This window comes from Mycobacterium asiaticum (assembly GCF_001673315.1).
Lineage (GTDB): Bacteria > Actinomycetota > Actinomycetes > Mycobacteriales > Mycobacteriaceae > Mycobacterium > Mycobacterium asiaticum_B.
In genome coordinates this window covers 1-12435 of record NZ_LZLQ01000003.1, presented here as the reverse complement: position 1 = coordinate 12435, position 12435 = coordinate 1, and the positions used below count along the sequence as shown (strand labels likewise).

11 protein-coding genes are annotated in these 12435 nt (G+C 64.1%); 6 read left to right on the top strand and 5 right to left on the bottom strand.

All coding sequences use genetic code 11. The annotated features are described in order from the left end of the window. Positions 1-13 precede the first annotated feature (13 nt). Positions 14-3289, top strand: coding sequence for a PPE family protein (locus A5636_RS00240; protein ID WP_065156702.1), 3276 nt, complete (start codon positions 14-16; stop codon positions 3287-3289). Here the strand turns inward: A5636_RS00240 and A5636_RS00235 are convergent. Beyond that, positions 3283-3972: a class I SAM-dependent methyltransferase gene (locus A5636_RS00235; RefSeq protein ID WP_065156701.1), complete on the bottom strand. Its 690-nt coding sequence runs from the start codon at positions 3970-3972 to the stop codon at positions 3283-3285. The two genes, A5636_RS00240 and A5636_RS00235, sit on opposite strands and share 7 nt — an antisense overlap. 35 nt (positions 3973-4007) lie before the next feature. Between A5636_RS00235 and A5636_RS00230 the strand changes: the two genes are divergently transcribed. Beyond that, positions 4008-4460 (top strand): helix-turn-helix domain-containing protein, encoded by a 453-nt coding sequence (locus A5636_RS00230; protein WP_065156700.1) that lies wholly within the window; start codon positions 4008-4010, stop codon positions 4458-4460. A gap of 10 nt (positions 4461-4470) precedes the next feature. Beyond that, entirely contained in the window at positions 4471-4890 is a 420-nt protein-coding gene (locus A5636_RS00225; RefSeq protein ID WP_065156721.1) for a VOC family protein, read from the top strand. Here the strand turns inward: A5636_RS00225 and A5636_RS00220 are convergent. Both A5636_RS00220 and A5636_RS00215 read right to left on the bottom strand, forming a co-directional pair. Next, on the bottom strand, positions 4887-6359 hold the full coding sequence (locus A5636_RS00220) for a glutamate--cysteine ligase (RefSeq protein ID WP_065156699.1): 1473 nt from the start codon (positions 6357-6359) through the stop codon (positions 4887-4889). The two genes, A5636_RS00225 and A5636_RS00220, sit on opposite strands and share 4 nt — an antisense overlap. 60 nt (positions 6360-6419) lie before the next feature. Continuing rightward, positions 6420-7214: a class I SAM-dependent methyltransferase gene (locus A5636_RS00215; protein ID WP_065156698.1), complete on the bottom strand. Its 795-nt coding sequence runs from the start codon at positions 7212-7214 to the stop codon at positions 6420-6422. A 5-nt stretch (positions 7215-7219) separates the two neighbouring features. On the opposite strand from A5636_RS00215, the gene glpK reads away from it, so the two are divergent. Then, the gene (gene glpK / locus A5636_RS00210) at positions 7220-8776 is read left to right on the top strand and encodes a glycerol kinase GlpK (RefSeq protein WP_081287507.1); all 1557 of its coding nucleotides are present in this window, start codon (positions 7220-7222) and stop codon (positions 8774-8776) included. A gap of 180 nt (positions 8777-8956) precedes the next feature. On the opposite strand, the gene A5636_RS00205 is transcribed toward glpK, so the two are convergent. After that, the gene (locus A5636_RS00205) at positions 8957-9676 is read right to left on the bottom strand and encodes a PadR family transcriptional regulator (RefSeq protein WP_065156696.1); all 720 of its coding nucleotides are present in this window, start codon (positions 9674-9676) and stop codon (positions 8957-8959) included. 129 nt (positions 9677-9805) lie between these two features. Here A5636_RS00205 and A5636_RS00200 point away from each other — a divergent pair, with 129 nt between their 5' ends. Further along, a complete protein-coding gene (locus tag A5636_RS00200) occupies positions 9806-10183 on the top strand; it encodes a hypothetical protein (protein WP_065156695.1) in 378 nt (125 codons plus the stop codon). On the opposite strand, the gene A5636_RS00195 is transcribed toward A5636_RS00200, so the two are convergent. Next, positions 10184-11071: an RDD family protein gene (locus A5636_RS00195; protein WP_065156694.1), complete on the bottom strand. Its 888-nt coding sequence runs from the start codon at positions 11069-11071 to the stop codon at positions 10184-10186. Between the two features lie 53 nt (positions 11072-11124). Between A5636_RS00195 and A5636_RS00190 the strand changes: the two genes are divergently transcribed. Next, positions 11125-12117, top strand: a complete 993-nt coding sequence (locus A5636_RS00190; RefSeq protein WP_065156693.1) for a stage II sporulation protein M — start codon at positions 11125-11127, stop codon at positions 12115-12117. Positions 12118-12435: the final 318 nt, after the last annotated feature.

Sequence of the window (12435 nt, the reverse complement as noted above, 5' to 3'; positions counted from 1 at the left end):
AAGGGTCGCAAGAATGAATTTCTCAGTGTTGCCGCCGGAGATCAACTCCCTTCGGATCTTCGCTGGGGCGGGGGCACAGCCGTTGCTTGCCGCGGCCGCGGCCTGGGAGGGGCTGGCCAGCGAGTTGTCCGTCGCGGCAGACTCATTCGGGTCGGTGACCTCGGGTCTCGCGAACGCATCATGGCAAGGCGCGGCATCGCAGGCGATGGCGGCCGCGGCCGCTCCGTACGCCGGATGGTTGAGCGCGGTGACCAGCCAGGCTGAGCAGGCCGCAACGCAGGCGCGGAATATGGTGAGCGCGTTCGATTCGGTCCGGGCGGCCGTCGTTCATCCTGGGGAGGTGGCGGCCAACCGCTCCGCGCTGATCACGCTGGCGCGGAACAACTTATTTGGACTCAACACCCCGGCGATCTTCGCCGCTGAAGCCGACTATGAGCTGATGTGGGCCCGAGACGTGGCCGCGATGTTCGACTACTACGCGGGCGCGTCGGCAGTCGCATCGGCGTTGACGCCGTTTACTCAACCGTTGAAGGCATTGGCTGGGTTGCCCGCTCAATTGGCCGCCGGTTCGGCTGCGGTGGCCGCCGCGGCGCCGGCCGCCGCTGAATCTCTGCAGACTTCGCTGGGTTTCGCGAACTTCGGTGCAGGCAATTTCGGCTTTGGAAATCTCGGGTCCGGCAACATCGGCGACGGGAACCTCGGCAACTCCAACCTGGGGTCCGCTAACCGGGGCAGTTGGAATATCGGTTTCGGCAACTTGGGCGGTTCCAACATAGGGCTGGGGAACTTCGGTTTCGGCAACCAGGGGTTCGCCAACAGCGGCAACTTCAACATTGGTCTGGGCAACACCGGCAACAACAACATCGGCATTGGCCTCACCGGGGACAATCAATTCGGTATCGCCTTCAATTCCGGTGGCGCCAACTTGGGTTTGTTCAACTCCGGCACCGGGAACGTCGGGTTCTTCAATTCGGGCAACGGGAACTTCGGTCTCTTCAACTCGGGATCCTTCAACACCGGTATCGGAAACTCGGGCATAGCCAACACCGGCTTCATCAACCCCGGTTCCATCAATACGGGGTCTTTCAACGCGGGCATCGGCAACACGGGCGCGCTCAACACCGGTAGCTACAACACGGGCGACATCAACCCCGGTTCGTACAACACAGGCAGCTTCAACATCGGTAACACCAACACCGGTTTCGCCAACTGGGGTGACTACAACACCGGATCCTTCAATGCCGGCAATATGAACAACGGCATTGGCTGGACCGGGAACCAGCAGGGCGGGATCCATGTCGCGGTCACCACGCCTGAAATCACCCTGCCCGCAGTCGATATACCGCCGATCGAGCTCAGCCCGTTCGATCTCCCGCAGATCTTTGTTCCGCCGATCGACATCGGACCGTTCGTTTCGCCGATTGCCCGGTTGACCGACTTCTTACTGCCGCAGATCACCATTCCGCCGATCAGCATCGGACCGTTCACGTCACCCGAAGAAGTGTTGATCTCTGCCTTCAGCCTGCCGACAATCGGCATCCCGCCGATCTCGATCGGAGCCTTCGCGTCGCCACTCGAGGCGGTACTCGGTGCGTTCCAGACACCAGAGATCCTATTGCCGTCGCTCACCATTCCCTCTGGTGCGACGCTGGCCAATCTCGTGGTAGGGGCCTTCGAGACACCGGCGATTACGCTGCCCTCGGTCAACATTCCGGCCGGGGCGACGCTGGCGAATCTGTTGGTCGGTTCCTTCGAGACGCCTGCGATCACGTTGCCGTCGGTCAGCATCCCGGCCGGCGCGACCCTGGCGAATCTCATGGTGGGTTCGTTCAACCTGCCCGAGATCACTATTCCGGCCATAACGATTCCGGCATACACCACGCCGGCATTGAACGTCGGGGGGTTCAGCACTCCCCAGCTGAGCACCCAGCCGATCGCGGTCCCGCCGATAACTACGCCAAGCATTACTATTCCCAAGTTCCAGACACCCCTGATCGAGGTAACTCCATGGAGTCTGCCTTCGGTTACCATTCCGCAGATTAATTTCCCAGGCATTCAATTCCCGAACATCTATATCCCTGGTGGTAACCAAACGGTAGTTCAACTTATAACCGGCAACTTGGTGGCGCCAAATTATGACATCAGACTCGGTACCTTCAACCTCAACGCAATATCGCTAGGTATTCCGGGCGTATCTGGTGGCTCCACGCAGGGCTATATTCAGCAATTCAACTTCCCAAGTATTCAAATTGGGGCAATGACGCTCCCGACGCTCACGATAAGCAATAACGGCGGACCCTACGTATTCCCGTCGCTGCAGCTGTCGGGTTTCGATATCCCGGCAGTGACGGTTCCGCCGATCGGCATCAACCCGTTCACGCTGCCGTCGGTCGGGTGGCAACAGTTCTCGACGCCGCAGGTGACTATTCCGTCGATCGGCCTCGGCGACTTCCTGTTGCCGCAGCTCAGTTGGCCGGCGTTTTCGACGCAGGAGTTCACGATTCCGCCGATCGGCCTCGGCGACTTTCTGCTTCCGCAGCTCAGTTGGCCGGCGTTTTCGACGCAGGAGTTCACGATTCCGCCGATCGGGCTCAGCGACTTCCTGTTGCCCCAGCTCAGTTGGCCCGAATTCTCGACTGCGGAGTTGCGGATTCCCCCGATCGGCATTGGCGAGTTCCTGCTACCGCAGCTCACGTCGTCGCCGTTCTTCCTGCCAGAGCTGGGGATTCCGAACATCGCAGTGGGTCCGTTCAACCTGCCGCAGATCATCTCGTCCGCTTTCGATCTGCCGGAAATCGGAATCCCGCCCATCTCGGTCGGCGAGTTCAACCTTCCGCAGCTCTTCTCCGAAGCGTTCCAACTGCCGACGTTCGGGATTCCGCCGATCGAGGTCGGTGCATTCGACCTGCCCGGAATTCACATCCCGTCCATCTTCGTGGCCAGCCAGAAGCTGTTCGAGTTCCAGATTCCGCCGGCGCCCGGCTTCGGCAACACCACCGACGACATCTTCACCTCGTCGGGGTTCTTCAACACCGGTGGCTCCAACGCCTCGGGCTTCTTCAACAACGGGTCTAATACCTCGGGCTTCTTCACCGGTAACCCGCTGGGACTCACGGGAGTTTCGGGCTACAACGTCTTCGGCGAAGGATCCTCCGGGCTCTCCGTTCTGGGCGGCGCGGTGTCCGGTCTATTCAACATCGGGGCACTGCCGCCGAGCGTGAGCAGCCTCCTCTCAGGTCTACAGAACATCGGTTCGAATCTCGCCGGAATTTTCGTGCAGAACTACTGATCGGCTTTGTGCGCCGTCAGCAGATAAGCGGGCATCTTCACGCGGCCCTTCTCGTCGAGGTCGTGTTGCGGAAACTCGATCGCTGGACCGGGCATCGGCGGCGGATCCGCGGGCGCGTTGGCGTGGATGTAAGCGGGCCGGATCTCGTCGACCTCCCAGTATTCGCTGACCGCCGCCCGCAACTCGTCCTCGTCGACTTCGTTGGGCTTGGGTTCCAACTCGGCAGGGAAAGCGCCCTTGGCGAACACCAGCACATAAAAACTGGCGCCCGGCGCGGCAGCCCGGTGCACCGAGCGCAGATAGCCATCGCGGCCTTCGACCGGCAGCGAGTGAAACAGGGTGCTGTCGATGACTGTGGAAAAGCGTCCATCGTGGCCACTGAACGTGGTGATGTCGGCCTGCTCGAAGCTGGCGGTGGCCAAGCCGCGTTCCTGGGCCGCCTTGCTGGCCGCCGCAACGGCGGTCGGCGTGAGGTCGACGCCCACCACTGTGTAACCCTGAGCGGCCAACGCCAGCGACAACTCCGCGTAGCCACACCCGGCGTCCAACACGTCGCTGCGGATCTTGCCGTCCGCGATCAACGCGGCCAGTTCGGGTTGCGGTTCGCCGATGTTCCACGGCGGCGGTCCCTGAAAAACACCCTCCCGATAGGCGTCGTCCCAATCCATCACCTCAGATGCCATGCGACCCAACGTACGCTCGCCGCATACTGAGACTCATGCCGCAGGTTCCGCCGGCCCGGTATCTGCTACGCGCCAAGGACTTTGTCGACGCCCACTATGCCGAGCCGATCACAGTCGATGACCTGGCCGCTGCCGCGCGACTGTCGCGCGCGCACTTCAGCCGGATGTTCACCCGCACCTTCGGTGAGTCGCCGCGCTCCTACTTGCAGACCCGCCGCCTGGAGCGTGCTGCCGCACTGCTGCGGTACACCGACCGGTCCGTCGCCGATATCGCGGTGCTGGTCGGTCTGCGCAGCGTCGGTTCTTTCACCACCAGCTTTGCGCGGGTTTACGGGTTGCCGCCCGCTGCCTATCGAGCCAGCATCCCGCCGGCATCGGTGCATGCACGGGTGCCGAGCTGCATTCTGGCCCGGGACACCCGCCCGTGCGCCGACAGTCGGGTCAAGACAGCACACGGGGAGAAGACGGACGGGTCCGCCGCTCCGTAGCGTGGTGCCCATGATGAAGATCGCCAGTGCACATCTGTGGGTGCACGATCAGGGAGTCGCACTAAAATTCTGGACCGAGCAGGTGGGTATGGAAGTGCGGCAGGATGTTTCGCTGCCGGAAGCGGACTTCAGGTGGCTGACGGTCGGGCCACCGGGGCAAGATGACGTGTCCCTCGTGCTGATGGCAATTCCAGGTCCGCCGGTGATGGACGAGGTGACCCATAACCAGGTCGCCGAACTAATGGCCAAGGGCTTCGCCGGCACCGTGTTCCTGACCACCGAGGACTGCCACGCCACCTTTGCGGAGATGAAGTCCCGCGGTGTGGAGTTCACCGAAGAACCGCACGAAATGCCTTATGGCATCGACTGCGGATTCCGGGACCCTTCCGGCAACAGTGTCCGGTTGACTCAATTGAGGGACGATTTCTAGACATCCCAGGTGTGCACCGGTTCGTTGGCGTGCATGTGCCCGCAGTACCTTCGCAGCATCTCGGCCAGGGCGCGCGGCCGGGTCATGCCGCTTTCTTCCAGCGCGGTGACGGCGGCCACCTGCCACGTCGCGCCGTTGCGACCGGCCTTGGCGCGACCCTCGATGACACCGAGAAATCGTTCGCGCACGGCACCGTCGACACCCCAGCGCTGCAGACCCTCGTGAGCCATCGGTAACAACGTGTCCAATACCAGCCGTTGCGTACTGACGTCGCCGCGACCCGGCCAGTGCAGGTGAGCCTCCATGCCCTGCTGGGCCGCCTCCAGGAAATTCCGGTGTGCCAGCGCGAAATCCATCTCGGACCAAACGGGGTGCTCGGCTTCGGAGAGAGTGCGCAACATGCCGTAGTAAAAGGCCGAATTGGCAAGCATGTCAACAACACTCGGTCCGGCCGGTAAGACGCGGTTCTCCAGGCGCAGGTGTGGGCGTCCATCGGTGACGTCGTACACGGGTCGATTCCATCGGTACACCGTGCCGTTGTGCAGGCGTAGCTCTGATAACACCGGCGCTCGACCGGCGGCCAGTTCGGCAACCGGATCCTCGTCGGAGAGCTCCGGCAGCAGGGAAGGGAAATAGCGAACATTTTCCCCGAACAGATCCACCACCGAGGTGATCCAGCGCTCACCGAACCACACGCGCGGTCGCACGCCCTGGCGTTTCAGCTCTTCGGAACGGGTATCGGTGGACTGAGCGAACAATTCGATGCGCGTCTCCGACCAGAGTCGATGACCGAAGAAATAGGGCGAATTCGCCGCTAGTGCCAGTTGCGGGCCGGCCAGGGCTTGGGCGGCGTTCCAGTTCGCAGCGAAGTCGTCCGGGTCCAGTTGCAAATGCAATTGCATACTGGTGCAAGCGGATTCGGGAGCAATCGACGGAGCCTGCCAGCTCAGCGGTTCCGGGCCGGCGATGTCGATCGATATGTCCTCGCCGCGGGCGTTGGAGATCGAGTTGTTAAGAGCCCGGTACCGGGTGGACTCGCTCATCCAGCCCTCGATCAGGTGCTTGGGCATCAAGGTGGGCAGGATGCCGATCATTACGATGTGGGAGCCGCTGGAATTGGCTTTGAGTTCCGCGTCGTTGAGGCTGGCCCGCACCTCTTTCTCCAGATCCAACCCGGTGTGGCCCGGCAGCGGGCGCGGCGGGACGTTGAATTCGATGTTGTACGCGCCCAATTCGGTCTGATAGGCCGGGTCGGCGATGGCCTCCAGCACGAACCGATTGGACATGGCGGGCTGGTAGTCGGCGTCGACGAGGTTGCACTCGATTTCCATGCCGGTGAGCGGGCGTTCGGAGTCGAAGCGGGTCTGGGTCAGCATCGACTCGAAAACGTCCAGGCACACCTGCACTTTGCGCCGGTATTCCCGCTGTTGTGTGCGGTTATACGTGGTGCGCTTTACTTCTTCGCCCACAGCACCGATGCAACAGGTTTACCGAGCGACGCGCAACCTGCCAGATGGTGGCGGCCCGCTTCACCCGGCTGCGTCGCGCTCGCGATCACTACGGGCTGCCACCGCGATCTGTGGCAACGGGCGTAGCGACCTGTTGAAACCCGTGCCGCCGCGCAGATCCACGTTGATCGCCGGGTCGGCGTGTTCAGCCAACGCCAACAACGCCGAGCGGCTGTAGGACCGCAGCGAACTGATGATCCCGTCGTGGGGCATGGGGAACATCGCCAGCGGCAGCATCTGAGCTAATCGGGCCAGATGCAACACGGACGGTGGCCGGGGCAGATCGACGATCACCAGCTTGTTCGCGACACGGGTGCCTTCGCCGAACACCCTGGACGCCTGCGCCGGCGGTAGGTGATGGAATGACAGCGCGAAAACCGCGAGGTCGTAACTGCCGTCGGGGGCGTCGATGGCTGTTGCGTCCATTTGGCGGACGACGGCGCGGGGATGAGAGCCGAGGGCGCCGGCGCCGATCGCCGCGACCAGCGAGGCGTCTACGTCCGAGACCGTGACCTGTGCGCTGTGATGCATATCGAGCAATGTCCGTGCGAGCCCGCCGTGTCCTGATCCCAGCTCCAGGATCCTGGGATCGGGCACATCGGCTACTTCGTCGAGCACGATCCGGGCGATGGTCTTGTGCAGCCCGAACAGTCGGCCGACCCGGTCCAGGGATCGGATCGCCGCGCGCTTCTTGGCGTCCACGTCGTCGCGGTCGATGTATTCCGGTCGCTTGGTCTCCAGCCGACGGTCCAGCCACGACGCATCGGGACCGCCGCGCGGCATGCTGTCGATGTCAACGGCCACGTAGGGAATCATGGACGATTACACGAGAGTGTCCGTCGTCACCCCTAGGAGACCAGTTGGCCGAATTCGTTGCCGCCATCGATCAGGGCACTACCAGTACCCGCGCCATGATCTTCAACCACGATGGCGCCGAGGTGGCTCGACACCAACTCGAGCATGACCAGATCCTGCCCCGCGCCGGCTGGGTCGAGCACAACCCGGTGGAAATCTGGGAGCGCACGGTTTCGGTGCTGATGTCGGTGTTGAACGCCAGCAACATCTCGGCGAAAGACATTGCGGCATTGGGAATTACGAACCAGCGCGAGACGACATTGGTGTGGAACAAGAACACCGGGCGGCCGTATTACAACGCGATCGTCTGGCAGGACACCCGGACTGACCGCATCGCCTCAGCGCTGGATCGGGACGGACGCGGCGACGTCATCCGGCGCAAGGCGGGTTTACCCCCGGCCACTTATTTCTCCGCCGGCAAGCTGCAGTGGATTCTGGAAAACGTCGACGGGTTGCGTGCGGATGCCGAACGGGGCGACGCACTGTTCGGCACCGCCGACAGCTGGGTGTTGTGGAATCTCACCGGCGGTGCGCGCGGCGGCGAGCACGTCACCGATGTGACCAATGCCAGCCGGACCATGCTGATGAACCTGGAGACGTTGGACTGGGACGATGAACTGCTCTCGTTCTTTTCCATTCCGCGAGCGATGCTGCCGACGATCAAACCCTCCGCTCCGGTCGAGCCGTACGGCGTCACCTCCGACGCCGGTCCTGTTGGCATCGAGGTGCCGATCACCGGTGTCCTCGGTGATCAGCACGCGGCGATGGTCGGCCAGGTGTGCTTGGACGCGGGGGAAGCGAAGAACACCTACGGCACCGGCAACTTCCTGCTGCTGAATACCGGCGAGACGATCGTGCGATCCGACAATGGCCTGCTGACCACGGTCTGCTACCAGTTCGGCGACGCCAAACCGGTCTACGCGCTGGAAGGTTCGATCGCGGTGACCGGTTCTGCGGTGCAGTGGCTGCGCGACCAGCTGGGCATCATCAGCGGTGCCGCGCAGAGCGAGTCGCTGGCTCGCCAGGTTGCCGACAACGGTGGGGTGTATTTCGTGCCGGCGTTCTCGGGACTCTTCGCGCCGTACTGGCGGTCCGATGCCCGCGGGGCGATCGTCGGACTGTCGCGGTTCAACACCAACGCTCACCTGGCCCGCGCCACGCTCGAAGCGATCTGCTATCAGAGCCGCGACGTGGTCGATGCCATGAAAGCGGACTCCGGTGTGCGCCTCGAGGTGTTGAAGGTCGACGGGGGCATCACCGGCAACGATCTGTGCATGCAGATCCAGGCCGATGTGCTGGGTGTGGACGTGGTGCGGCCGGTGGTCGCCGAGACGACCGCGTTGGGTGCTGCCTACGCGGCGGGTCTGGCGGTCGGCTTCTGGGACGGCCCCGATGACCTGCGCGCCAATTGGCACGAGGACAAGCGTTGGACGCCGAACTGGGACGACGATCAGCGCGCCGAAGGTTATGCCGGTTGGCGTAAGGCCGTAGAGCGGACCCTGGATTGGGTGGACGTGTCGTAGGCCTTTCTGGATCGTTCGGCGCCCGATCGTTCGGCGCCCGATCGTGCGGCGCGCCATAGTGCGGCGCTCATCGTTGCGGCGCCCGTCGTTTCGGCGAGCGTGCACAGATTGCCGAGCGCGGCGCCGTTCATCTGTGCACGTTCACGGCTGCGTGGGCGGGGAGCCTGGGCCGGCGGGCGCTCAGTCCTCGCCGAGGATCCCATAAATCTCCCGACGCGCTTTGTTGAGCACATCGGTGATGCGTTGTTGCTGCTCAGGGCTGGCCGCGTGGGCTGACTGGGCAACCGCGCCGAACAATTGGCGCGCGGCGGTCCGGAGAGTGATGTGACCCGGATCCACGCCATCGGCAATCTCCTGCCAAGGCGGGGTGGACACCTGTTCGGCGGCGGCACGTCCGTCGTCGGTCAGCTCGAACAATTTCTTGCTGCCGTCGGTGTCGTTGGCGGCGATCAGGCCTTCGTCGGCGAGTAGCTGCAATGTCGGGTACACCGACCCGGGGCTGGGCTTCCAGATGCCGTCGCTGCGTTCGGCGATTTCCTGGATCATCTCGTACCCGTGCATCGGACGTTCACGCAGCAAGGTCAGAATCGCCGCCCGCACGTCGCCGCGCCTACCGCGCCCGCCCCGGCGTCCGCCGCCGCGCCGGCCGCCCGCACCGAAGCCGAAGCCCGGTCCGAACCCGGGCCCGAAACCAGGCCCGAAACCGGGGCCGCCGGGACCGAAACCCAGCGGTCCTTCGTGGTCAGCGGCGTGGCCGCGCATTTGGTCGAAGAATTCTCGCCGTGCCTGTCGCCGAGCGCCGTGCAGCGCACGCCGCTGAACGGGGCCTGGTCCGGCAGCGAAGCCGAATCCCGGCCGTGGTCCAAAGGGACCGTCTGGGGGAGTGAAAGGGAGGTTCATGTCTGTCTTTCGTCTGAAGGAGTAGGTATATCGCTACGCATCACGATATATCGTCGAGCGTACGTATCGCAATGTTTCGCTGCCTCCCGACCCGTTTGCAACCGCCCGACGCTGGGTAGCACCTGACGCATGAACGGCGACAACCGTGACCTGACCATGGCTTCCGGTCCTGGTAGCGGCGCCGGGTCGGTCGGAGGCGACGGCGCGGCGCGTGCCCGGGTCAACTGGGTGCTGGCGCTGCTGACCGTGCCGGGAGCGGCGATAGTGATGCTGTTTGCGCTCGGGGCAGTGATGAGCACCGACTCCTGTACGCAGAGCCAATGCCCCAACCTCGGGCTTGGCATCAATTTCGACGTCTTGTTCTACGGCCCGCCGGTGGTGGCGCTGCTCGTCATCGTCGCGTCGGTCTTCACCGCCAAGCGGCGGGTCGGTTTCCTGGTGCCAGTCGTTGGACTAGTCCTACTGGTGGCCGATGTCGCCATCCTGGCGGCCAGCGTCCCCCGGTGATCAACTCGGCGGTGCGAATCCCCCGTGATCGGCCGACTGCGTCGGCTCCGGCTCCGGTGCCGGTGCTCGTGGCGTCCAGGCGACTGGCGGAACTGCGGAGGGCGCCGGCGGCCAGCCGGGGGGCGGCGGACCCGGATGGGCAGGAGCGCTCGAATGCAGCCTGGCCAGCTCGCGGCGGTGCCGTTCGGCAAGCACCGCGGCCAGAATGAGTTGCGGGGGTACGCCCGGTGGCGGGGGAGGGGCGATGCGCGAGACCACATCGCTGGCGATCCGGTAAGCCATCTGATCTCGCAGGGTCGGATCGAGTTGCATTGCCCGAGAAAGGAACTGGCGGGCCACTTCGGCCTGGCCCGCGGTAAGCCCGGACAGCTGCAGGGACGCTGCCCACCCTGCCAGCGGCGGCGGCATCATCGGCGGCGGCCCCAACCGGGGACCGCGCTCGCTGACCACGACGGTGCCGGCGAAAATATCGCCCACCCGTTTGGCCTTCGGCGACAACACACTGCAGATCACCGCCGGGCTGCCGACCAGCATCCAAATCTCCACGACCGACGCCAGAGCGCGAAATACGGCCTGGCGGAAGCGTTCTGGCCCTCCGTCATCCGACACCACACGTAGCCCCATCACCATCTTGCCCACCGAGCGTCCCCGGGTCGCGGTCTCGATGACGATTGGATAGCCGACCATCGCCAGCACGGTGAAGATGATCAAGAACGCGACCGTCAGAGCCTCGTCGAACTGGGACAGGGACGCCGCCCACAACATCAGGCCAACGATGTAGACGACGAAGATCAAAGTGATGTCGATGATCGCGCTCAGCGCACGAACCGGTAACTGGGCGATCTGAACATCGAGCACCACGGCGTCCCCGGTTACCACCTCAGACATACGGGGAACGGTACAGCCACTGGGCCCCGGTTGCCGCTGGGTAGGCTGCGGTCGTGGACGTCGACGCGTTCCTGCTCACCCACCGCAGCACGTGGGACCGGCTCGACCAGTTGATCAAGAAGCGCCGTTCACTGACGGGTGCTGAGATCGACGAACTCGTCGAGCTTTATCAACGGGTGTCCACGCACCTGTCGATGCTGCGGTCGGTGTCGAACGACTCGCAGGTAACCGGCCGGCTCTCGAGTCTCGTTGCACGCGCACGGTCCGCTGTCACCGGCGCGCACGCCCCGCTGACCAGTACCTTCATCCGGTTCTGGACGGTGTCGTTTCCGGTGGTCGCCTACCGTGCCTGGCGCTGGTGGCTGGCCACGGCCGTAGCGTTCTTCGTCGTCGTGGTGGTCATGGCGTTCTGGGTGGCCGGCAGTCCGGAGGTGCAGTCGGTAATCGGAACCCCGGCGGACATCGACGAGCTGGTCAACCACGACGTCGAGTCCTATTACAGCGAGCACCCGGCGGCAGCGTTCGCGCTGCAAGTGTGGGTGAACAACTCGTGGGTGGCCGCGAAGTGCATTGCCATGTCGGTCGTATTGGGCCTACCGATACCGTTCGTGCTCTTCCAGAACGCCGCCAATGTGGGAGTGATCGCCGGCCTGATGTTCCAGGCGGGCAAGGGTGGTCTGCTGCTGGGTCTGCTGCTGCCGCACGGGTTGCTGGAACTGACAGCGGTGTTCCTTGCCGCCGCGATCGGGATGCGGCTGGGCTGGTCGGTGATTTCCCCGGGGGAGCGGCCGCGGGGCCAGGTGCTGGCCGAAGAGGGGCGCGGCGTCGTTTCGGTCGCCATCGGACTGGTCGGTGTGTTGCTGGTATCCGGCCTGATCGAAGCCATGGTGACACCGTCGCCGCTACCGACCTTCGCCCGCATCGCTATTGGCGTCCTCGCCGAAGTGGCGTTCCTCTCCTACATTGGCTACTTCGGGCGGCGAGCGCTTGCCGCTGGCGAGACCGGTGACATCGAGGATGCGCCCGACGTCGTGCCCACCGGCTAGCTGTCGGGCGAGTGTGCAATTTACGACGCGACACGCCGGCGAAGCGTCGTGAGATGCACACTCGCGCGCCCTGGAGCGGGCGTCCTAGACGTCCCACCGGCTAGCTGTCGGGCGAGTGTGCAATTTACGACGCGACACGCCGGCGAAGCGTCGTGAGATGCACACTCGCGCGCCCTGGAGCGGGCGTCCTAGACGTCCCACCGGCTAGCTGTCGGGCGAGTGTGCAATTTACGACGCGACACGCCGGCGAAGCGTCGTGAGATGCACACTCGCCCGCCCTGGAGCGGGCGTCCTAGACGTCCCACCGGCTAGCTGTCG

What these genes read in the sequence shown, in the direction of transcription:
- A5636_RS00240 (WP_065156702.1), top strand. Translation starts at nt 14, where the DNA reads ATGAATTTCTCAGTGTTGCCGCCGGAGATCAACTCCCTTCGGATCTTC.
- A5636_RS00235 (WP_065156701.1), bottom strand. Translation starts at nt 3,972, where the DNA reads ATGGCATCTGAGGTGATGGATTGGGACGACGCCTATCGGGAGGGTGTT.
- A5636_RS00230 (WP_065156700.1), top strand. Translation starts at nt 4,008, where the DNA reads ATGCCGCAGGTTCCGCCGGCCCGGTATCTGCTACGCGCCAAGGACTTT.
- A5636_RS00225 (WP_065156721.1), top strand. Translation starts at nt 4,471, where the DNA reads ATGATGAAGATCGCCAGTGCACATCTGTGGGTGCACGATCAGGGAGTC.
- A5636_RS00215 (WP_065156698.1), bottom strand. Translation starts at nt 7,214, where the DNA reads ATGATTCCCTACGTGGCCGTTGACATCGACAGCATGCCGCGCGGCGGT.
- A5636_RS00205 (WP_065156696.1), bottom strand. Translation starts at nt 9,676, where the DNA reads ATGAACCTCCCTTTCACTCCCCCAGACGGTCCCTTTGGACCACGGCCG.
- A5636_RS00200 (WP_065156695.1), top strand. Translation starts at nt 9,806, where the DNA reads ATGAACGGCGACAACCGTGACCTGACCATGGCTTCCGGTCCTGGTAGC.
- A5636_RS00195 (WP_065156694.1), bottom strand. Translation starts at nt 11,071, where the DNA reads ATGTCTGAGGTGGTAACCGGGGACGCCGTGGTGCTCGATGTTCAGATC.